Annotated in this window: 17 protein-coding genes and 1 tRNA gene; 10 read left to right on the forward strand and 8 right to left on the reverse strand. The window is 65.6% G+C overall.

All coding sequences use genetic code 11. The features are described 5' to 3' along the window. Positions 1-300: 300 nt before the first annotated feature. Positions 301-570 carry a mycothiol system anti-sigma-R factor gene (gene rsrA, locus IG171_RS08270; protein WP_212131193.1) on the reverse strand — a complete coding sequence of 90 codons (270 nt, stop codon included), beginning with the start codon at positions 568-570 and terminating at the stop codon, positions 301-303. Continuing rightward, positions 567-1175, reverse strand: a complete 609-nt coding sequence (locus IG171_RS08275; RefSeq protein ID WP_212131194.1) for a sigma-70 family RNA polymerase sigma factor — start codon at positions 1173-1175, stop codon at positions 567-569. The genes rsrA and IG171_RS08275 overlap by 4 nt, the downstream gene beginning before the upstream one ends. Before the next feature lie 192 nt (positions 1176-1367). Here IG171_RS08275 and IG171_RS08280 point away from each other — a divergent pair, with 192 nt between their 5' ends. Genes IG171_RS08280 through IG171_RS08300 form a run of 5 tightly spaced genes read left to right on the forward strand, consistent with a single transcriptional unit; the run spans position 1368 to position 6324 of the window. Continuing rightward, a complete protein-coding gene (locus IG171_RS08280) occupies positions 1368-1865 on the forward strand; it encodes a DoxX family membrane protein (RefSeq protein WP_212131195.1) in 498 nt (165 codons plus the stop codon). Continuing rightward, a complete protein-coding gene (gene aroA / locus IG171_RS08285; RefSeq protein ID WP_212131196.1) occupies positions 1858-3198 on the forward strand; it encodes a 3-phosphoshikimate 1-carboxyvinyltransferase in 1341 nt (446 codons plus the stop codon). The genes IG171_RS08280 and aroA overlap by 8 nt, the downstream gene beginning before the upstream one ends. A 1-nt stretch (position 3199) precedes the next feature. Further along, on the forward strand, positions 3200-4258 hold the full coding sequence (rsgA, locus tag IG171_RS08290; RefSeq protein ID WP_212131197.1) for a ribosome small subunit-dependent GTPase A: 1059 nt from the start codon (positions 3200-3202) through the stop codon (positions 4256-4258). A 9-nt stretch (positions 4259-4267) separates the two neighbouring features. Continuing rightward, a complete protein-coding gene (hisN, locus tag IG171_RS08295; RefSeq protein ID WP_212131198.1) occupies positions 4268-5059 on the forward strand; it encodes a histidinol-phosphatase in 792 nt (263 codons plus the stop codon). Further along, entirely contained in the window at positions 5059-6324 is a 1266-nt protein-coding gene (locus IG171_RS08300) for an aminotransferase class I/II-fold pyridoxal phosphate-dependent enzyme (RefSeq protein WP_212131199.1), read from the forward strand. The genes hisN and IG171_RS08300 overlap by 1 nt, the downstream gene beginning before the upstream one ends. Before the next feature lie 98 nt (positions 6325-6422). Here IG171_RS08300 and IG171_RS08305 read toward each other — a convergent pair whose 3' ends face one another. After that, positions 6423-6971: a YceI family protein gene (locus IG171_RS08305; RefSeq protein WP_212131200.1), complete on the reverse strand. Its 549-nt coding sequence runs from the start codon at positions 6969-6971 to the stop codon at positions 6423-6425. Between the two features lie 161 nt (positions 6972-7132). Between IG171_RS08305 and IG171_RS08310 the strand changes: the two genes are divergently transcribed. Continuing rightward, positions 7133-7209, forward strand: a tRNA-Met gene (locus IG171_RS08310). A gap of 1372 nt (positions 7210-8581) precedes the next feature. On the opposite strand, the gene IG171_RS08315 is transcribed toward IG171_RS08310, so the two are convergent. Next, positions 8582-11602, reverse strand: a complete 3021-nt coding sequence (locus IG171_RS08315) for a UPF0182 family protein (protein ID WP_249204195.1) — start codon at positions 11600-11602, stop codon at positions 8582-8584. Then, positions 11602-12741, reverse strand: a complete 1140-nt coding sequence (locus IG171_RS08320) for a S16 family serine protease (protein ID WP_212131201.1) — start codon at positions 12739-12741, stop codon at positions 11602-11604. The genes IG171_RS08315 and IG171_RS08320 overlap by 1 nt, the downstream gene beginning before the upstream one ends. 171 nt (positions 12742-12912) lie before the next feature. On the opposite strand from IG171_RS08320, the gene IG171_RS08325 reads away from it, so the two are divergent. Next, complete coding sequence (locus IG171_RS08325) at positions 12913-14379, forward strand: zinc-dependent metalloprotease (protein WP_212131202.1); 1467 nt, start codon at positions 12913-12915, stop codon at positions 14377-14379. Continuing rightward, positions 14380-14934 carry an NUDIX domain-containing protein gene (locus tag IG171_RS08330; RefSeq protein WP_212131203.1) on the forward strand — a complete coding sequence of 185 codons (555 nt, stop codon included), beginning with the start codon at positions 14380-14382 and terminating at the stop codon, positions 14932-14934. It begins immediately after the preceding gene. Here IG171_RS08330 and IG171_RS08335 read toward each other — a convergent pair. Then, a complete protein-coding gene (locus tag IG171_RS08335) occupies positions 14918-15469 on the reverse strand; it encodes a M48 family metallopeptidase (protein ID WP_249204197.1) in 552 nt (183 codons plus the stop codon). The genes IG171_RS08330 and IG171_RS08335 overlap by 17 nt on opposite strands. Before the next feature lie 530 nt (positions 15470-15999). On the opposite strand from IG171_RS08335, the gene IG171_RS08340 reads away from it, so the two are divergent. Beyond that, the gene (locus IG171_RS08340; protein ID WP_212131204.1) at positions 16000-16902 is read left to right on the forward strand and encodes a hypothetical protein; all 903 of its coding nucleotides are present in this window, start codon (positions 16000-16002) and stop codon (positions 16900-16902) included. On the opposite strand, the gene IG171_RS08345 is transcribed toward IG171_RS08340, so the two are convergent. Continuing rightward, positions 16879-18918 carry a UvrD-helicase domain-containing protein gene (locus IG171_RS08345; RefSeq protein ID WP_249204199.1) on the reverse strand — a complete coding sequence of 680 codons (2040 nt, stop codon included), beginning with the start codon at positions 18916-18918 and terminating at the stop codon, positions 16879-16881. The genes IG171_RS08340 and IG171_RS08345 overlap by 24 nt on opposite strands. Further along, positions 18915-19892 carry an NAD(+) diphosphatase gene (gene nudC / locus IG171_RS08350; protein WP_212131206.1) on the reverse strand — a complete coding sequence of 326 codons (978 nt, stop codon included), beginning with the start codon at positions 19890-19892 and terminating at the stop codon, positions 18915-18917. Before nudC ends, IG171_RS08345 begins: the two co-directional genes overlap by 4 nt. Before the next feature lie 156 nt (positions 19893-20048). Between nudC and IG171_RS08355 the strand changes: the two genes are divergently transcribed. Next, entirely contained in the window at positions 20049-21278 is a 1230-nt protein-coding gene (locus tag IG171_RS08355; RefSeq protein WP_249204201.1) for an aminoglycoside phosphotransferase, read from the forward strand. Positions 21279-21341: the final 63 nt, after the last annotated feature.

Raw genomic sequence — 21341 nt, forward strand, 5'->3', positions numbered from 1 at the left:
GACTTCTCGCCGACAGGGAGAGCAGACGCCCGGGGCGGCCGCTTCAAGCGGCTTTGCCCTGGTCCGGCGATCATGAGAGAATGAACCGTCTATTGAAGGAGGGCACCATGAGCAAGCGTGGCCGTAAACGTCGCGACCGCCGTCATAACAAGGCCAATCACGGCAAGCGCCCGGGCGCTGGCGGTCGGTGATGGACTGACTCAGTCAGCCCAGATGACGAGGGCGGGAAGAGGATTCGTTCCTCTTCCCGCCCTCGTCATCTGTCTCTGCTCCGTCTCCGGGTGAGACCTCTCCGCCGTCTCAGGCCCCGGGCCAGGTCGTCTGCTCGAGAGCGATCCGCTGTCGGATCTTCTCACGCAGTCCCATCGGCGCCCGGTCCTGACTGCAGGACCGACGCACCAGTTCCTTGAGCAGGGCCTCGATCTCGTATTCGTCGTGGCATGAGGGGCACTGTTCGAGGTGGACCGAGATCTCACGGATCTCCGTGGTCGTCAGCTCACCGTCGAGGTAGTGGTAGATGCGCATCAGGGACTCGGTCCTGACGCTTTCGCAGCATTCCTCGTCGCTCATTTCGCACCTCCCTGAGGGGTCACGAAACCGCGCTCGGCCGCGTAGTCGGCCAGCATCTCCCGCAGCTGGCGGCGCCCACGATGGAGTCGAGACATCACGGTGCCGATCGGTGTCTCCATGATCTCGGCGATCTCCTTGTAGGGCAGCCCTTCGACGTCGGCATAGTAGACGACCATGCGGAAGTCCTCGGGCAGCGCCGACAGCGCGTCCTTGACGTCGGTGTCGGGCAGGTGATCGAGCGCCTCGAGCTCAGCGGAGCGACCTCCGGAGGAGGAATGGCTGTCCGCCTGAGCGATCTGCCAGTCCTCGATGTCCTCGCTGCCGTGCTCCTTCGGCTGGCGCTGTTTCTTGCGATAGTTGTTGATGAAGGTGTTGGTCAGAATCCGGTACAGCCACGCCTTGAGGTTCGTGCCCGGCTTGTACTGGTGGAAAGCGGCATAGGCCTTCGCATAGGCCTCCTGGACGAGGTCCTCGGCGTCGGCGGGATTGCGAGTCATCCGCAACGCAGCCGCATACAGCTGGTTGACGTATTCTAAAGCGTCGCGCTCGAAACGCTCCGACCTCTCGGCGGCCGTCTCGGGGACTTCCTTGACTGATTCGGTCATCGCAGTCAATGATACGCCCGTTCTCTCGAGGACGGCAGTCGCGCTCATGGACAACTCCTTCTGCCTGTCGATTCGCGACGGGGCTCACCCGCCTTTCGGCTTCACCTGTGCAACATCGGACCGAGGTCCCACTATTCCCCGAACAGCGGTTATGCTTGCCAGTGAGATGCCCGCCACGTAGGAAGGACCACAGTGTCTCCCATCCGCTTCATCGCACGGCCCATGCTGGCCGCCGGCTACATCCTCAACGGCGTCGACCGACTGCGCCGCCCCGAGCCTGCGGCAGCTTCGGTCGGTCCCCTGCTCAACCAGGCTCGCAAACAGATCGATGTGCCCGTGGACGCGACGACTCTGGCCCGCGCCACCGGCGTCGCCCAGGTTGCGGCCGGTTCGCTGCTGGCGATCGGACGCTTCCCGCGCATCAGCGCCTCGATCCTCGTCGGCACCTACCTGCTCGACACCGTCGGTGAGCGCCTGGCCGCGGAGAAGGCGACATCGAAGGAAGAGAAGAAGGCCCGCACCGAACGCACCCTGCAGCGCACATCCATGCTCGGCGGAGCCCTTCTGGCCAGTGTCGACACCGCCGGCCGTCCCGGACTGTGGTGGAGGACCCAGCATGCCGCTGAGGACCTGTGGTCGAACGTCGAAGACACCTCCAAGCAGGCGTTGAGTGCGCTCGGAGTTGACTGACATCCCCACCGAGACACTCCCCGCGGCCGGTGATTGGCAGGCACCGGCCGCCGCATCCGGCATCACTGCCACCGTTTCCGTGCCCGGATCCAAGTCGCTGACGAACCGGTACCTCATCCTCGCCGCCCTCGCCCAGTCCGACTCCGACCTCAAGGGCTGGCTGCGCAGTCGTGACACGCTGCTGATGATCGAAGCCCTGCGCGGGCTCGGTGCCGTCATCGAAGAGGACGCCGATGTGCTCCACATCGAACCGATCGACCTGTCCGAGGCGGCATCGTCGGCCCATCGGGCGAACTCGACCGAGCCGATCAGCATCGACTGCGGACTGGCCGGAACCGTCATGCGCTTCGTGCCCCCGGTGGCCGCGCTCACCGGGCGCGAGGTCGTCCTCGACGGTGACGAGCAGGCGCGGGTGCGGCCGATGACCGTGACCGTGGATTCGCTGTCCAGTCTCGGTGCCGAGATCACCTCGACCGATGGGTTGCTGCCGCTGACCATTCATGCCTCCTCGCAGCTGCGCGGCGGCCATCTCGAGATCGACGCCAGCGCTTCGAGCCAGTTCGTCTCCGGACTGCTGCTGACCGCACCGGTCATGCCCTTGGGCCTCGAACTGGTCAACACCGGTGGACCGGTGCCCAGTCGCACGCATGTGGACATGACGATCGAAGTCCTCCAGGTCGCCGGGGTCGACATCAGCGAGCCCGAACCCGAGCGCTGGATCGTCGAACCGGGTCTGCCGCGCGGACTCGACGTCACGGTCGAGCCCGATCTGTCGAACGCCGCCGCCTTCGCCGCGGCCGCCCTGGCCTCGAGCGGCTCGGTGACCATCGCCGACTGGCCGGTGCACACCACCCAGGCCGGTGATGGCTTCCGCGACATCGCTGAGGCCTTCGGCGCTGAGACGGCCCTGGACCGCAAGGGTCTGCACGTGCGGGGACCGTCGACTCTCGACGCGGTCGATCTCGACCTGTCCGCGGTCGGCGAGCTGACGCCGGTGGTCTCGGCCCTGGCTGCCCTGGCCGAGGGAACCTCGCATCTGCGCGGAATCGGACATCTGCGCGGACACGAGACCGACCGTCTGGCCGCTCTGACCAAGGAGCTCGGGGACATCGGCGTCGACGTCGTCGAACACCCCGACGCGCTGACGATCACCGGGACCGCGGATCTCCGCCCTGCTCTGTGGCACACCTACCATGACCATCGCATGGTCATGGCCGGTGCGATCCTCGCCCTGCGCAACCGGGGACTGATCATCGAGAACGCCGGCACCGTGGCCAAGACGCTGCCGGAGTTCACCCGACTGTGGGAAGCCATGCTCTCCGCCGGAGACTGAGATGGCGAAGATCTACCGCGATGAGGACTACCGTCCCCGACCGAACCGGCGCGGCTCACGTCCCCGGACGAAGAACCGCCCCGATCACAAGGACGCTGTGTCCGGTCTGGTCACTGCCGTCGATCGGGGACGGTACCGCGTCATCCTCGCCGATGCGGCAGGCGAATTCACCGCCGCTGCCCTCGACCCGGGGTCGAAGCGGCAGAGCGATCATCACTCCACCTCGGTGACGGCGGTGCGCGCATCGAACCTGCGACGTCGAGCCATCGTGCCCGGAGACGTCGTCAAGCTCGTCGGCGACACCTCCGGTCGTGACGGGACCCTGGCCCGTCTGGTCGAGATCACGAAGCGGCGCAGCCTGCTGCGTCGCAGCGCCGATGACACCGACCCGACCGAGCGCGTCCTCGTCGCCAACGTCGACGTTCTCGGCATCGTCACCGCCACCGTCGATCCCGAGCCCTCGTACGGCCTCATCGATCGGGCGCTCGTGGCCGCCTTCGACGCGGACATCGATCCGCTGCTCATCGTCACCAAGACGGATCTTCACTCGGCGGCCGAGATCAGGCAGCGGTTCTCGGCCACCGGCGTCGACATCGTCGAGACCTCCCTCCCTCCGGACAGCGGGCGAGTCGAGTCCGAGATCGCCGATCGGCTGGCCGATAGGATCAGCGTCCTCGTCGGCCATTCCGGGGTCGGCAAGTCGACACTGACGAACGCGCTGGTGCCCGCCGCCGAACGCGCGACCGGTGAGGTCAACGACGTCACCGGACGCGGACGCCACACCTCGTCCTCGGCCGTGTGCCTGCCGCTCGCGGCCGGAGGCTGGCTCATCGACACCCCCGGAGTGCGCAGCTTCGGCCTCGCCCACGTCGACCGGCAGACGCTGCTGTCGGCCTTCCCCGAACTCGTCGAAGCCACTGCTGACTGCCCCCGCGGGTGCACGCATCTTCAGGGCGCCCCCGGCTGCCGCCTCGACGACTGGGTGGCCGAGGGGCGGGCCGGTTCCGGCGGCGTCTCACGGCTGGAGTCGCTGCGTCGACTCCTGCCCACGACTGGATAGGCTGAGGGCATGAATGACCTCGACCTGGCGATCGAACTCGCCGATCTCGCCGATGCCATCAGCCTCCCCCATTTCACAGACCAGGACTTCACCGTCGAGACGAAACCCGATCTCACGCCGGTGACCGAATGCGACCGCGCCGTGGAGAAGGCGATCATGGACCGATTGGCGCAGCAGCGCCCGAACGACAGCGTCCTCGGTGAGGAGTTCGGCGCCCATGGCGACTCATCGCGACGCTGGATCGTCGACCCCATCGACGGCACGAAGAACTTCGTGCGCGGAGTGCCCATCTGGGCGACGCTCATCTCCCTCTACGACGGTCAGCAGCCCCTGATCGGCGTGGTCTCCTCTCCCGCTCTCGGCCGTCGCTGGTGGGCGCAGGAGGGACGGGGAGCCTTCGCCTCGGCCCTGGGCGCACCGGCGAAGCGGATCTCTGTATCCGCGGTCGACCGGCTGGACGATGCCTCGCTGTCCTACGCCTCGCTGTCGGGCTGGAAGGACCTGGGTGTCCTCGACGAGTTCCTGCGACTCTGCGAATCCATGTGGCGCACGCGCGGCTACGGTGACTTCTACTCCTATATGCTCCTGGCCGAAGGAGCCGTCGACCTCGCCTGCGAGCCCGAGCTCGCACTCTACGACATGGGTGCCCTCGTGCCCATCGTCACCGAGGCCGGAGGCGCATTCACGAACACCGCGGGCGTCCCCGGCCCCTTCGGCGGCAATGCCGTGGCCAGCAACTCCCATCTCCAGGACGCAGCCCTCGACCTGCTCGGGCGGGTGGCACCGAAGGAGAACGACTGATGCCCGATATCCGCCGCGCCGGGCTGTGGCACGCCATGGCCGAGTCCGCGGGACTGACCAATGCCGACGGCACCATCGGTGAGACGATCTACGGACAGATGACCAAGCGTGCGGCACAGCTCGGTGCCGTCAACCTCGGTCAGGGTGCCCCGGGGACGGAACCGCCCGCCGAACTCATCGACGCCACCACCGAGGCGATGCATGCCGGGTTCAACCAATACGCGCCGGGGCAGGGCTTTCCGCAGCTGCTCGAGGCCGTCGCGGCTCAGCGCGAACGTGATTTCGGCCAGCGAGTCGATCCCGCCGAGGTGCTCTACACCGCCGGCGCCACCGAGGGACTGACGGCTGCGATCCTCGCTCTTCTGCCCCGTGGGGCAGCCGTGGTGGCCTTCGAACCGTTCTACGATTCCTATCCGGCCGCGATCACTGCTGCCGGCGGCAGCCTGCACACGGTTCCGATCCTGCCGGATGGTCGGGGCGGCTTCGCACCGGATTGGGACCTCTTCGATGCGGTCGTGGCCGAGGTCGGGCCCGCGATCATCCTCGTCAACACCCCGCACAATCCGACCGGGTACATCTTCTCCGCGGACGAGCTCGCGCGGATCGGCCGCGCCGCCGAGGCCGCCGACGCCTGGGTCGTGTCCGACGAAGTCTACGAACAGCTCGTCCTCACCGACCAGGCACATGTGCCACCGGCCGTGGCCATCGAGGACACCTCGCGTGTCGTCACGGTCTCCTCGGCGGGCAAGTCCTGGAACACCACCGGATGGAAGATCGGCTGGGTGATCGCCTCGGCGGAGGTGCGTGAGGCCGTCCAGGCGGTCAAGCAGTTCCTCACCTTCACCGCAGGTGGCCCGATGCAGATCGGGATGGCCGCGATGCTCACCGGCGGGTCCGGTTTCATCGAGGAGAACCGCGCTTCCCTGGCCGCCCGCGCCGAGGTGCTCGTGCCGGCCTGCCGCACCGTGCCGGGAGCGATCGTATCGACTCCGCGGGCCGGGTACTTCACCGTCATGGACTTCTCCGCACTGACCGATCTCGATGCCTTCGCGCTCAATGACCTGCTGGCCAGAGAGTTCTCGGTCGTGGGGATCCCGGTACCGGCCCTCTGCCGGCCCGGCAGCCCGGCGCACAGCGCTTATCGCTCGTCGATCCGGTATTCGTTCTGCAAGTCCGTGGCCGACGTCGACAAGGGCGCACAGATGCTCCTCGCGCTCGGCAGCCACCTCAAGCAGCACCCCGAGGCGCTGAGGGCCAGCGGCTGAGGGGCTGAGTCCCTCCCCGGCAGAGACAGACGAAGGGGCGAACCGCATCGCGGGCGGTTCGCCCCTTCGTTGACCTGTCGACGACCGTGGCGGGCCGATCAGGCCTTGACGAGTTCGAGTTCGAGTTCGATCTTGATCTTGTCGGACACGAGAAGCTCACCGCCGCCGAGGACGGCGTCGAAGGACATGCCGAAGTCCTTGCGGTTGACCGTGCCGGTCGCCGACAGTCCGGCGACCTGGTTGCCGTTCGGGTCGGTGGCGACACCGGCGAATTCGGTCGCGAACGCGACTTCCTTGGTCACTCCGCGCAACGTCAGCTCGCCGACGACTTCGAACTCGTCTGCGTCATCGACCTTGATCGCGGTCGACTTGAACTCCAGCTTCGGATGCTCCTCGGCGAGGAAGAAGTCTCCGCTCTTGAGGTGGCCGTCGCGCTGCTCGTTGCGGGTGCTGACCGAGGAGGCGTCCGCCTCGGCGGTCACCGAGCTGTCCTCCAGTGAGTCGCCGATGGAGACGGTACCGGCGATCTCCTCGAAGTGGCCGCGGACCTTGGACACGCCGGCATGGCGGGCGGTGAAGGTGAATTCCGAATGGACGGGGTCGATGTTCCAGGTTCCAGCGGTCAATCCCTGAGGCAGAGCAGTCATGATGTCTCCTTTTAGTTGAAATTTGAAGTACAAAACTGACTATAGTTTACGTTTCAACTAAAGGCAAGTCGTCGAGGTGAACGACAAGTGGACATGTGGCAGAGGTCACCTGTACTCGGTTTGGCCTCGACATGACCCCTCGTGTAATGTGGTGAACACGCCGCGGGGTGGAGCAGTTCGGTAGCTCGCCGGGCTCATAACCCGGAGGTCGGAGGTTCAAATCCTCCCCCCGCCACCAAAGTGGCAGGACCCCCAATCAGTTCAACTGGCTGGGGGTTCTTCTCATTCACACTCTCGCCTCCCAGGAACCCGCCCCGATGTGGTGTATGCACCCACAAACTCGTGAAGAACAGAACCACCACTGCGGGTCGTCCGAGCTGGCGCTGAAACCACTGCGGTGCCTCCTCCACGAAGTCCTGCACAGAGGTTATTCGCAAAGCAGAGTTCAACGACTTTCAGAAGTGGCCGTCCTGCGCTCTCCCACAGGGCGGGGCGAACACGTCCGGCCGCACCTTCCGACGCCGAATTCGATGCTGCTGGAACGTCGCTACGGAGTCAATTTTCAGCCGTCGTTGACAGCACCGCCTGTGACCGGGGAAGCCCATGACCGAATAAGGCTCGATGGCACACCCTCCAGCGGGTAGTGCACACTCATCGCATTCACCGGCTTCCACGTCATCAATTGGCAATTCACCGATACCGAGAAGAACGCGTCGTGGACAGCGCTGATCGAACACGTACCTGCCCCTGAGCCGCAATCATCGATGGTGATGGGCCATTGACCCGGTCGTGAAGAGGCTGTGGCCGACGCCGTGGCCCTGGATGACCCTCGTCGACGTGTGGTTCGGCGCGCTTGACCGCCAGGCGATCAAGCGGGGTGTGTACACGTCGGTGAAGAGTCTCAACACAAGGATCCGAGAGTTCATCAACGGCTGGAACGAACCCAAGCACCCGCCTATGCGGACGACGACACGAGAATCGGTCCTCGATACAGCCAAATCTGAAACATCTTCAAATACGGGATACTAGTCAGTCGCTTCATATTTGTTGAACAGCCTAGCAACCACCGGGTCGACGTATACCTGTCCCTTTATCATGGCCGTTGGCGGTTCCCTCCACTGGCTCACGCTCAGTGAGTTGAGTTGCGCCAGTGCAAATATATCGTCACTGCTGAGAGGCTGCGAACGGACCAGGCGGCCGAGCGCATCCGAAGACCCAGTACTTTGAAGTTGCAGACGGAAATCAATGGCAGCGAATTCGTCTGATAGATCCCATTCCCGCAAGGGCTCCCCAGGGCGATGATTCGACGAGGTTCTGAACACGTCTCCCATCATACTGTGGGACAGCTCACCGAAGCACTGCTTGGCCGATTGCCCACCGGGTCGTCAAGGTCCACAGCGCCTTTCACCCTCCACGGCTCCATATGCATATGCGGCGACGGTCTCCGTCGCATCCGGCAGAATCGAAGACCGGGCCTCTCTTGAAGATCATGTGGCCGCGGCCTCCGCCTGGCCGCCACAGGCCGGTCCCCCGAATACGCCGGGCGCCCCCAAGAGCTGATGCTCTCGGGGGCGCCTGGCTCACTCAGTCGGCCGCTGGGGCGGTCCCGATCAGTTGTCAGAGTCTCCTGCCTGATCGGCCGGATCCGAGGCGGGCGCAGAAGCATCGCTTCCGGCACCGTCCTCAGCGATCGACGGATCGGCCGCAACCGCGTCGTCGATCGCGTTCTTCAGCCGCTCCTGGGCCTTTCCGTACTCTTCGAAGTCACCGTCCTTGAGGGCGGCGTCAGAGTCTTCCATGGCCTTCCGTGCTTCCTGCAGCGCATCGTTGAGGGCCTTGTCCGGAGATCCGGAGCCGGAGTCCTCACCGCCGCCGGAGGAGGAACCGCCGGACTCACCTTCCCCGCTGTCCTCAGTGCCGGCGTCTCCGGCCTTGGCACCGGAGTCGCCGCCGAACACCTGGTCGAGCGCCTCGTCGAGGGTCGGGGCGAAGCCGATGTCCTCTCCGAAGGCCACGAGCACGTGCTGCAGCAGCGGGTAGGAGGTCTCGCCGGCGGACCTGACGTAGACCGGCTGCACGTAGAGCAGACCGTTGCCGATGGGCAGCGTGAGCAGGTTGCCGTTCTCCACCTCGGACTCACCCTGGCGCAGCAGGTTGAGGCTGCGCTGGACGTCGGGCGCGGTGTTGAAGTTGTTTTGCGCCTGTCCCGGTCCGGGCACGGTCGTATTGCGCGGCAGCTGGAGCAGTCTCAGCTTGCCGTAGCTTTCGGCCGTTTCGCCCTTCTTGTCCCCGGCATCGGCATCGGCCGACAGGAATCCGGTGAGGTTGTTCCGCGACTGGCCCTCAGACGACCGAGCCGGAATGTACGAGCTCGTCAGAGAGAAGGACGGCGAATCCTGACCCGGCATCTGCAGAGTCATGTAGAACGGCGGCTGAGTCAGTCCGCTGCTGGCCTGCTTCGTCGGATCCGCCGGCAGGGTCCAGAAGTCCTGACCGGAGTAGAACTCGCTGGCCGTGGTCACGTGATACTTCGCGAGCAGGTCGCGCTGGACCTTGAACATGTCCTCCGGATACCGGACATGGCTCATCAGATCACTCGACATCTCCGAGGACGACTTGATCAGACCGGGGAACACCTTCATCCACGTCTTGAGGACCGGATCGTCCTTGTCCCACTGGTACATGTCGACCGATCCGTCGTAGGCGTCGACGGTGATCTTCACGGAGTTCCGGATGTAGTTGACCTCATCATCGGGCAGGGTCGCCACATTGTTCGGAGCGGTCGCCGTGGTCGAGTCCTCGGTGGCCTGCTGCAGCAGCTGCGGTGTCGAATAGGGGTAGTCCTCGGCCGTGGTGTAGCCGTCGAGGATCCACTTGATCTTCCCATCGACGACGGCCGGATACGGGTCACCGTCGATCTTGAGGAACGGCGCGAGCTTCTCCACACGTTCACGCGGGTGACGCTCGTAGAGGATCTGGGACTCGTCGTTCAACGCATCGGAGAGCAGGATCTGCTCATCCTGGAACTTCAGGGCATAGGCGAGGCGGTTGAACACATTGCCGACCGACGGTCCTCCGTCACCCGAGAATGTGTTGTTCACCTGGCCGGAGCCGCTGTCCTCATCCGAGGGATAGTCGAGCTCACGAGGAGTCGCGCCCTTCTCCGCACCGACGATCGAGTAGTCCGGTGAGGACTCACCGAAATACACTCGCGGCTCGTAGTCGGGGAACTCTCCGCTCGGGGGGATGTCCGATTCCATGAAGGTCGGCTCACCGTCGGGATTGCGCTGATTGCCGTTGGCGGCGACGACGCCGAAGCCGTGGGTGTAGACGATCGCTCGATTGAACCAGCTCTGGTTGTTCACCGAGCTCGGGGCGAGCTCGCGGACTGCAATGACGGTGTCGCGCTTCTCTCCATCGATGTCGTAGCGGTCGACGTCGAGCTTCTGCGGGAACGAGTAGTAGGGGCGCACCTGCTGCAGCTGTCGGAAGGTGTCGGACACGAGGTTCGGGTCCAGCAGGCGGATCGAGGCCGCGGTCTCCGCGTCCTTGCGCAGGGCTCCCTTCTCACCGCTGGTGCTCGGCTCGTAGGGAGTCACCTCGATGTCGTCGAAGTCGAAGGCATCGCGGGTGGCGTCGATGTTGTTCTGGATATAGTCCGACTCCAGCGACTGCTGCGAGGGGTTGACCTGGAACTGCTGGATCATGGCCGGGTAGGCGATGATCGAGACCCCGCCAAGGACGATGAGCGTGAGCGTGGCGATGATCGAGATCCGCCAGTTGCCCTTCCAGGCGGTGTAGACGAACAGCAGTGCCACGAGCACCGCGGCGATCGCGACGATGGCCATAGCCGGCAGTGCGGCGTGGTCGTCGACGTAGGTGACGCCGGGAACGATTCCGCCGGTGGCCGTCATCCGATCGTAGCGGGCCAGCCACAGGCGACCGGCCTGGATGACGACGAGCACCGCGACGGTGATGCCCAGCTGCCATTGAGCCGTCTTCGTCAGGATCACACCTCTCTGCTCTCCCGGGCGGATCCCGCCGAAGAGGTAGTGGGCGACGAGAGCGGCGATGAGCGAGATGAGCAGGGCCATGCCCAGCTGGTTGCCGATCAGTCGCAGACCCGGGAGCACGAAGACGAAGAAGGACTTGTCGAGTCCGAACTGCGGATCCGTCGATCCGAAGGAGGTGGAGTTGATCCATTCGAGGATCGTGTTCCAGTGCGCCGAGGCGGTGATGCCCGCGAGCACGCCGACGACGGCGGGAATGGCGATCGTTGCGACCCTGCGCAGCGGTTCGATCGCCTCACGGTACCGGTCGAGGTTTTCCTGGCGCGGTGTCGTCGGGGCGTAGACCGGACGATGCCGGTAAGCCAGGTGCAGGCTCACCCAGACGGGCACGGCCATGAGGACGAAGCCGGCGAGGAACGTCAGCCCCCGGGTGACCCACATGGTGCGGAAGACCTTCGTGGCATCGAGCTGCCGGAACCACAGGACCTCGGTGTAGACCTGGGTGAAGGAGATGAAGGCGATCAGCAGTATCGCCACGGATACGAGCGTGAGCAGCAGCGGCGAACGTCTGGGCCGATTCGCCGGCATGCGTGCGGAGGTGGGTGAGGACGAGGTGCTCACTACTGCCCTTTCTCATTGTTGTCGGCACCGTCGACGGAGCACTTCGGAAGATCCGAAGTGTCGCCTTCGGCGTACTGCTCCACGGCGGTCACCGCATCATCGAGAGTGTCGATGCGCGCCACCGTGATCTTGGACTGGTCAGCGGCTGACAGGACTTCCGCACAGTTGTCGGCGGGTGAGAGGAACAGCGTCGCTCCGTTCTCAGTCGCTGCGGCCACCTTCTGACGGGCTCCGCCGATGGGTCCGACCGTCCCGGTCGGATCGATCTCCCCGGTGCCCGCGACGTGCTTGCCCCCGGTCAGTGCCCCGGGGGTGAGTTCGTCGATGATGGCCAGGGCGAACATCGTGCCTGCCGAAGGTCCTCCGACACCGTCGACGTTGAAGGCCACGTCGACGGGGAAGTCGAAGTCCTGCTTCATGGTGATGCCGATCGCCTTGCGTCCCTCGACGTCGTCGGGCTTGATGGTGATGTGCTCGGTCTTCCCGTCTCGGTCGATGACGAGGTCGACCGAGTCCGCTGACTGCACTGTCTGACTCATGATGCTCGCGGCTTCGGGATCGGAATCGAGCTTCTTCCCGTTGACCGACATGAGCCGGTCGCCCTTGCGCAGGCTGCCCTGCGCCGGAGAATCGGCGACGACATCGTCGACGAGCAGGTGCACGGAATACGACTTGTCCAACTGCCCCATCGCCGCGGCGACGGCGACGTCCTGGCTCGACGACATCTCCACCGCGTTCGTCTCGGCCACGTCTTCACGTGTGGTGTCGAGAGGATAGTACGCCTCGGAGGGGATCACGGTCCGCTGACCGTTGATCAGCGCCCCCAGAGCCTGAGAGGCGTACACATCACGGCCCGGTCCCCCGCTCACGGCCACCGTGAGCATGTCGATGCGCCCGTCGGTGGGATAGGTCTTGGCTCCGGAGACCTCGATCATCGAATCGCCCTGGTAATCGCCGAGGGTGTTGAAAACCGGTCCCGGCAGCTGGAGCATGTACGGGACCGGCAGAAGCACGGCCAGAGCGATGAAAACGTAGGTCAGGACACCCGATGTCGTGGCCAGACGGGGAGGTCGTCGACGTCTGGTGCCGCGAGACGGCGCCGTTGGCACCGGCACGGCCCGTGGGGCGTTCTCTGACATGTATTCCTTTCACTGCACCGCCCCACCAGTCTAGTTGAATGCTGAGGGCCGAATTCACAGACTCCTTTCGCCGGGTGCGAACATCCTGCGAAACCTCCTGGAATTGGGAAGCTTCCCACATATGAAACCGTTAACGTGGATGTCAAACCTATTCATGGGGGCTGTAGAACAATGACCGATGACAACAACAACGAGCAGAATCCGTTCGAGCAGATCTTCGGGATGCTCTTCGGTGCCAATGGCCCCGGTTCTGGTCAAGGCGACGACAAGAACGAGTCCGGCATGCCGCAGGGCTTCCAGATCGATCCGTCGATGATGGCGACGATCATGAATCAGATGCAGGGACTGTTCGGACAGGGCGCCGACCCGCAGGCCCAGGCCGTCTCGATCGCGCAGAAGGCCGTGCCGACGCCCGACCCCGCGGTGACCGAGGAAGCGAAGCGGGCGACGACCGATGCCTTCCGACTGGCCGAGCTCTGGCTCGCCGAGGCGACCGAACTGTCCGTGGCCAACCGCACGGCCCGCCCGCTGCGCCGCGCCGACTGGGTCGAGGAGACGATGCCGGGGTGGCAGAAGTTCGTCCTGCCGATCAAGGAGAACATGTCGACGGCTCTGACCGAGACTCTCGAATCCCAGGTGCCGGCAGAGATGAAGGGCATCCTCGCAGGCGCTTCGTCGATGTTCGGATCGATGAGCGATTCGATGTTCGCCATGCAGATCGGCCAGGCCGTCGGTGCGCTGTCCGAAAGCGTGCTCACCGGCACCGAGGTGGGCCTTCCCCTTCTGCCTCACGACACCGCCGTGCTCATCGAGACCAACGTGGATGCCTTCGCCGCCGATATCGACGTCGACGCCTCTGAGGTCCGCATCTACCTCGCCGCCCAGGAGCTGGCCCACCTCGCGCTGTTCGAACGGGCGCCGTGGCTCAGCGCCCAGGTCGAGACCGTGCTGACCCGTTACGCACAGGGCCTCAAGGTCGATACCTCGCAGATCGAGGACATGGCCTCGAACATCGACCCGTCGAACATCTCCGACCTCAGCGACAACATCCGACAGGGGCTGTTCAACCCGCCGACGACTGACGACCAGAAGAAGGCACTGACCTCCTTGGAGAACCTGCTCGCCATCATCGCCGGCTGGGTCGATGTCGTCGTCTACGAGGCCTGCGCGCATCTGCCCGGCCGCGATCAGATCAGGGAAGCGCTGCGTCGCCGCCGCGCGACGGCCGGACCGGCGGAGAAGACCTTCTCCACTCTCGTCGGTCTGCAGTTCAATCCTCGACGGCTGCGCGACGCCGCCGCCCTGTTCGCCTATCTCCAGACGCAGGGCGGGGCCGAGGCCAGGGACAAGGTGTTCTCCCATCCCGACCTGCTTCCGACCACCCAGGATCTCGACGATCCGCTCGGGTACTCGGAACGCCGCCAGGCCGAGTGGACCAATGAGTCGAGCATCGACGAGGCCCTCAGCCGCATCCTCGCCGAAGGCCTCGATGGTGCCGACGGATCCTCGGAGACCGACCCGGTCGAGGACTCGGCGGCCACTGCCGCCGAGGATTCGACGGGCAGTGCCGCCGAGGACTCCACGACCGAGGACCCGACAGAGACCGATCCGGACTCCGATGACACCGACGATCGCTGAATGATCGACCTCGAAACGGCCCGCCGAGAGGTCAACCGGGCACCCTCGAGCCCGTTCGCTGACGAGTTCGCCGAGCTCTTCGCTCGGCAGGGAGCCGCGGCACTCGAGCGTCACGGCGGCGGGCACCATGTCACCGCCAGTTGCCTGGTGTTCGATCCGATCGCCGACTCGGTGCTGCTCAACCACCATGGCAAGGCGCAGCTGTGGGGCCAGTTCGGCGGACATCTCGAACCGGTCGACGTCTCCCTCCGCGCTGCAGCGCAGAGGGAGGCCGAGGAGGAGAGCGGGTTGACCGCACTGTCCTGGGTCTCCTCCGCCCCCATCGACCTCCACGTCCACGACCTGTCGACTGCGTTCGGAACCTGCACCCGTCACTACGATGTCGTCTTCGCCGCCCGGGCCTCGGTGAGCCAGTCGCCGACCGTGTCATCGGAATCGATCGATGTCGCTTGGTTCTCCCTGACCGATCTGCCGTCGGCGCTCATGCCCGATCTGCCGGCGCGACTGCCCGGCCTGTTCCGCGCCGCCGCCGGAGCCTTCAGCTCCGACCGCTGAAGCGCTCTCCGTCGCTGAATCCCTGCAGGTACAGCTGCGCCTCCGCCTGCCGCGGATGACGATCCGCCAAGGCATGGAATTCCTTCGAGTGCGGGCCGATCTGCAGGTGGACGAGTTCGTGGACGACGACCGTCTCGAGCACCCAGCGCGGCACGGATTGGAGCCGATGGGAGATGCGGATGTCTCCCGTCGACGTTGTCGTCGAAGCCCAACGGCTGACGTTCTGGTTCGTCACCCACCGGATCGACGTCGGACGCAGCCGTCCCTCGAAGTACCGTCGGCTCATCTCCTCCGCGACCTCCACGAGATCGGCAGCGGACGAATGGTCACGAGCCGACAGCCGGTTCAACAGCTCGGTCAGTGACCGGACGTTCGCCTCCACGCTGTAGCGGACCGGGGTGCGCAGCACATACGTGTCGATCTCCTTGGACACGGCCACCGTCTTCTTCCGCCGGGCCGATCGGCGCACTTCGATGTCCCCGCGGGCGATCGCCCGCAGCACCGCTTCTTCGTTCCACTGCTGTCCCTTGGCCACGGGTCCATCATAGGAAATGCCACTGACTCATCATCGCCTCACCATCGGCCCCCAGACCTTGTGAGTTTCCTGAGCATCCCACGTCACTCCCCCACGGATCGTCTGTCCACAGCCGCCTGTGCGACAGGTCTGCCCGGCGAACGGGGCAGATGACTCATTCCGGGTGCAGTCATCAACACCTGCGAGGCTTTCAAGGCGCCTTTCCTCCACAATCCTCACGGCGATTTCCACACGTTACCCACAGGGTGTTGACGTGTCTGTGCATGAGCGCGCATTGACGCGGCGGCGATTGCAGAATAAGTTCTATGCTTGACCCCGGAAAACCCGGAGATGCGTGCGGAAGGGGAAGCCGCACGAGTCTTCGCGAGCGCCTGGGGCACAATGCGGTTGAGGGCATGTCGGAACGTGTTTTCCGGCCTGTCCTCAACCGTTTTCCACAGGGTTGTCCACAGCTTCTCCTGCCCCATGGCCAAGACTGGCCTCGTTCACTACTGTGGAAGTCCTCAGCGTGTCGAGGCGAAGGGGCCGAGATGTTCAGAATCTTTCCCAGTGTTCCCATCACATGGCGTTCGTCTTCGTGCATCCAGTTCGGTGCCGATGACCCGGTTCTCATCGACGGGCTCCTGCCGGCCGATGTCAGACTCATCGAAGATCTCCGCCTCGGCATCGGATCGTCGCAGTTCTACGCCCGGGCGCAGGAGCTCGGCGCCGATCTCGGTCGGGCGACATCCTTGATCACCCTGCTCGGCGAGGCCGGGGTTCTCATTCCCGAGGGCGCGGACACCGGCGTGGTCCCGAAGGGCTCACCGGCCTTCGCCGCCGCACGCAGCTACGGCCTGTCCCCGGACCGAGTCTCCCAGGCGCTGGCCGCCCGCCCCGTCCTCGTCACCGGTCCTCTGAGAGCGATCGCCGAGGGACACCTCGCCGCGACCGGTTTCACCGTCTCCGGTGCTCGACAGATCGAGGACCTCGACCTCATGACCGCCCCACTGGTCATCACGAGCTCCTACCTGGTCCCCGATCTCCATTCGGCGACATGGCTCAGCGACCGGGAGGTCGACCACGTTCAGGTGGTCCTCGGCGAGTCCGTCGTCGAAATCGCGGGACTCGTCCGGCCCGGGCGGACTCCATGCACGGTCTGCTCCTGTCTGCACAGGAAGGACGCTGACTCCGGTTGGTTCGATCAGTACCCGCGGCTGCGTGCTCTCAGCGACCGGGAGTCTCTGACCGATCCCCTGGCACGCATCCTCGGCGCGGGACATGCCGTCCAGCTTCTCCGCCATTGCCTGCTGCGGCCGCGGTTCGACCCGGTCCGCCGGGTCATCGCGCTCGATGCGGAGACGGTCAGTGAGGACGAGCTGGCCTTCCACGACCGCTGTCACTGCCGCGCTCCCGTGCCCGACTTCGGATCAGTCAGCGAGCAGGCCCATTAGACTCTTTCCGTAGAGTTCGAGCTTCGTCGCCCCGACTCCCGGAACACGCGAGAGCTCGTCGAGGTCACGTGGGCGGATCTCGGCGATGACGGACAGCGAGGTGTCTGTGAGGACAAGGTAGGGAGGAAGCCCCTGCTCCATCCCCACACGGACCCTCCAGCGGCGGAGTCGGTCGAGCAGATCGAGGTCGACATCGCCCGGACAGTCGCCGCAGCGCCCGAGCGCTCGATCGACCTGGGACACGAGTGCACGTCCGCACTGGCGGCAGCGATTGAGCGCGACCGCGTCCTCGACCCTCGGCGCCCGACCCATCGACTCCTCGACCTGTCCCAGTTCGGACAGGAACCGCGAGGCCCGCCGAGGCTTGTGTTTGGAGTCGAAGCGCGCCAGCGACCAGCTCATCTGCAGCTGCCGACCGGCACGGGTCAGCGCCACATAGAACAGCCGCCGCTCCTCAGCGATGGCACGGGGAGTCTGCGCATAGCTGATCGGCAGCAGCCCCTCGCTCAAGCCGACCAGGTGCACGCTGTCCCATTCCAGGCCCTTGGCGGCGTGGAACGAGGCCAGGGTGACGCCTTCGATGTCGGGGGCGAACTGATGTTCGGCACGGTCGGCCAGATCGTCGAGGAAGGTCTCCATCGGCACGGGCAGCTCCTGACCTGCCTGATGGGCCTCGGCGAGATCGACGAGGGCCTTGAGGGACTCCCATTTCTGACGGGAGGCGCCGGGCCCCGGCGGCTCACGGGTGAAGCCGAGGGACCCCAGCACCTCCCTGACGACGTCGGGCAGCGCACGGCCGCTCGAGGTCGTTCGTGCGGCTCGGAGCATGAGGATGGCTTCCTTGACCTCCTTGCGAGCGAAGTACCGTTCCCCGCCCCGCAGCACATACGGGATTCCGGCAGCGGCCAACGCCTGCTCATAGGCCGGGCTCTGTCCGTTCGTGCGGAAGAGCACGGCGATGTTGCGCGGTCGGCGCCCGGCCTTGATCTCTGCCGAGATCGCGTTGACCACCCCTGTGGCTTCGGCCTCGTCGGTCGGATATTCGACCATGGTCGGCTGCTGGCCGACCGGATTGTCCGTCCGCAGGGTCAGCGCGCTCTTGGCGGTGTGTCTGAGCAGGCTGTTCGCGGTGGTCACGATCGCTTGGGAGGACCGATAGTTGCGGACCAGTCGAATCGTCCTGGCCTCGGGCATGGAGGTGCCCAGCGAACCGAGCAGGCTCGCATCGGCACCGGCGAAGGAGTAGATCGTCTGTGCGGGGTCACCGACGACGCACAGGTTGTCGCGGGGGCCGAGCCAGCGGGAGAGCACATCGAACTGCAGCGGTGAGACGTCTTGGAACTCGTCGACGACGAAGTGTCGGTACTGGTCGCGGATCTCTGCCGCGATCGCCGGATACTCGGCCAGGACCCCGGACAGCACCAGCAGCACATCGTCGAAGTCGAGCAGCCGTCCGCGGGTCTTCGCTTCACTGTAGGCCTCGAAGATGCGGACCATGTCTTCGACGCTCAGTCGTCCGGGCAGATCGCGTGCCGCCGCCTTCGTGGCATAATCCTCGATGCCCAGCAGTGAGGCGGAAGCGAATTCGACCTCCGAAGCGACGTCTCGGGTCAGCTCCCGGCTGGTCTCCATCCCCAGGCTCTGCATGACGGAGCCGATGATGCCGGCCTTGTTCTCGATGATGCGCGGGAAGTCCCCCTCGGCGAACCGATCCCAGAAGAAGCGCAGCTGGCGCAGGGCCGCGGAATGGAAGGTGCGCGCCTGCACCGCGGGCACGCCGAGTCCGCGCAGCCGCGAACGCATCTCCCCCGCCGCCTTCGCTGTGAAGGTCAGGGCCAGAACCTGGTTGGGAGGGAACACCTCGGTGGCGATTCCGTAGGCGATGCGGTGCGTCATGGCTCGGGTCTTGCCCGTTCCGGCACCGGCCAGGACGATCACCGGGGAGTCGAAGTGGGTGGCGACCTCTCGCTGCTCCTCGTCCAGGGCCTCGAGAAGGGCCGTGGTCGGAGCGTTCACGCGTTGTCCAACCAGCTGTGGAGGAGTTGGCCGGCGATGGAGACGGTCGAGGGTGCCCGGACCGTCTTCGCGGCGATGGCGTCTCGCAGCTCCTCGCGAGTGAACCATCTCAGGGTGGCGATCTCGGTCCGGTCCGCGGCGAACTCACGGCTGGGTGCCTCGGCGGAGAACCCGAGCATGAGCGAACACGGGAAGGGCCACGGCTGGGACCCGAGGTACTGGGGATCTGTGACCTCGAGGTGGGCCTCTTCCCAGATCTCTCTGATCACCGCGCGTTCGAGTGTCTCCCCGGGTTCGACGAAGCCGGCCAGCAGCGAGTACCGGTCGGCCTCCCACGCGGCGTTGTTGCCCAGAAGGACGCGTTCGACGCCGTCGTCATCGGTGTTGACGATGACGACGATGACGGCAGGGTCGGTGCGCGGGAAGTGTTCGCTTCCGGTCTCCGGATCGCGGCGCACCCACCCGCCGAGGGCCGGTTCGGTCGGGGTGCCGGTGCGCGGCGAGTACTGGTGGGCGCGATGCCAATTGCCGACTCCCACGACTTCGCAGGCCAAGGACACCTGCACGTCGTCGAGGGACTCGGCCAATTGTCGCAGGGGCAGCCACACGGGTTCGGAGCTGTCGAGACCGTCGCCGGGTGCGGTGAGCAGATCGCTGGCATCGCGGGCCCGGGAGGCCTCAAGGGCTGAGTCGAGGTGACTGCGGCCGGCGTCATCGAGCGAGACTCCGATGTAGCGCGTCGCGGCGGCGTCCCGGCCGAGGTAGATCTCGGTCTGTCCCTCAGGCACCTGTTCGCGATCACCGAGGAAGAGCCCGCCGGCTGCCACAAGCAGGGATCCGCGATGTTCGAAGACCGCTAAGGCTCCGGACGCCCAGACCTCGGACAGGTCTCCGTCCGAACCCCGGGTGAGATAGTCGCGATCGATTCCGTGACGGGCGAGGCTGATCGGCTTCACACGAGGCAATGACTTCATGCATTCCACGATAGCTCAGGGCCCTGACGCACACGGGTGCGAGTCGGGTCCGTCCGGGCCCCGGCTTCGGCGCGACTGACACGCTCGGCGGCGAGTCCCGTGTCTCAGCTGGGAGCAGACGGTAGATTGGGAAAGGTGGATACCAAGGCGCTCAAGTTGACTGCGATCGCGGCGACGATGCTCGACGGCTTCGCCCCGACGAAATGGACACCTCTGCCTCCCCTCGACGACGGTGTCAGAGTTCTGCTCGATGACGACCGGCAACAGCTCGTGGCGACGGCTCAGACTCAGCTCGATCGCACCGCGGACACCGGCTCCGCCGCCGAGGCGGGCCGCATCTACGACGCCATGTACCCGCACGCTGACTTCACATGGCCGCATCTGCGGGCCCTGACCGAGGTCGATGCCGAATACTTCGGCACCTCGACTCCGACGACCGTGACTCTGGTCGACCCCCTGCCCGGAGCGCCTCTGGGCGATGTGCCCATCGCCGACACGGCTCGGGCCAGTTCCTTGGCGCAGGCCCTGGCGACCCTGCATTCGGCCGCTCCCGAACCGGTTTCCGAGGCCGGTTTCCCGGTCGAGGACCCCTCTCGGTCGCAGTTCCTCATCCTCGAACGCCTCGACCAGGCCGCAAGCACCGGCCGGGTGCCCTCGGCTCTGCTCCAGCACTGGGAGGAGGAGTTCGAGAAGGTCGCTCTCTGGCATTTCCTGGCCACCCCCATCCACGGCTCCATCGATGAGGCGAGTGTCTACACCGATCAGGAGCGGGTGCTCGCGTTGTCGGAGATCGGCCGTCTGCGGGTGGCCGATCCTGCCGTCGATCTGGCTGCGGCCTCCGCACTGATCGACCCGGCGGCCCTGCCGACGTTCTTCGAGGAGTACCTCAACTCCCGTCCCCGCGCCGATGAGCACGTCATCACCCGTGCCGAGCTGCTGGCCGAATTCGCTGTCCTCGATTGGTTGCTCGAAGCCGTCGATTCCGGCGATGAGGCCGCCATCGAGGACGCCGCCGACCTCTTGGTCTCGTTCAACGACGTTCTCTTCGCCGCCGCCCCCGGCACCGATTCCGGGTCCGCCGAACACCGGGACGACGCCTCTGCCGAGACTCCGACGGCCGACGACGCCTCTGCCGGTGACGACGAGCACGAGGTCGTGTCCGACGAGACGAACGGTCCGGCGGATGAGGAAGGCACGGGTGTCGAGGCCGCGATCACCGAGCGGGACCGCAGCGACGTCTTCATCCCCCGTGCCCGACCGGCCTCCGCCTCCGACGAACCAGCCGCCGACGCACCCGCTGCATCCGACGAGTCCGCTGCCTCGACCGAACCCACTCCGGATCAGGATGACGGGACCGGTCCGATATCGCGACCGGACCGCCCCTGAACCACGGCTCGCCCCACCCGTAGTCCGCCCGGCGGAATCGACTGCCGAGGGGATCGGAGCCTG

The organism is Brevibacterium sp. SMBL_HHYL_HB1 (genome assembly GCF_018208375.1).
GTDB lineage: Bacteria > Actinomycetota > Actinomycetes > Actinomycetales > Brevibacteriaceae > Brevibacterium > Brevibacterium intestinavium.

Excerpts from the sequence above, each read along its gene's own strand:
- rsrA (WP_212131193.1), bottom strand. The coding sequence starts at position 570 with ATGAGCGACGAGGAATGCTGCGAAAGCGTCAGGACCGAGTCCCTGATG.
- IG171_RS08275 (WP_212131194.1), bottom strand. The coding sequence starts at position 1,175 with ATGACCGAATCAGTCAAGGAAGTCCCCGAGACGGCCGCCGAGAGGTCG.
- rsgA (WP_212131197.1), top strand. The coding sequence starts at position 3,200 with ATGGCGAAGATCTACCGCGATGAGGACTACCGTCCCCGACCGAACCGG.
- hisN (WP_212131198.1), top strand. The coding sequence starts at position 4,268 with ATGAATGACCTCGACCTGGCGATCGAACTCGCCGATCTCGCCGATGCC.
- IG171_RS08300 (WP_212131199.1), top strand. The coding sequence starts at position 5,059 with ATGCCCGATATCCGCCGCGCCGGGCTGTGGCACGCCATGGCCGAGTCC.
- IG171_RS08305 (WP_212131200.1), bottom strand. The coding sequence starts at position 6,971 with ATGACTGCTCTGCCTCAGGGATTGACCGCTGGAACCTGGAACATCGAC.
- IG171_RS08320 (WP_212131201.1), bottom strand. The coding sequence starts at position 12,741 with ATGTCAGAGAACGCCCCACGGGCCGTGCCGGTGCCAACGGCGCCGTCT.
- IG171_RS08325 (WP_212131202.1), top strand. The coding sequence starts at position 12,913 with ATGACCGATGACAACAACAACGAGCAGAATCCGTTCGAGCAGATCTTC.
- IG171_RS08330 (WP_212131203.1), top strand. The coding sequence starts at position 14,380 with ATGATCGACCTCGAAACGGCCCGCCGAGAGGTCAACCGGGCACCCTCG.
- IG171_RS08340 (WP_212131204.1), top strand. The coding sequence starts at position 16,000 with ATGTTCAGAATCTTTCCCAGTGTTCCCATCACATGGCGTTCGTCTTCG.
- nudC (WP_212131206.1), bottom strand. The coding sequence starts at position 19,892 with ATGAAGTCATTGCCTCGTGTGAAGCCGATCAGCCTCGCCCGTCACGGA.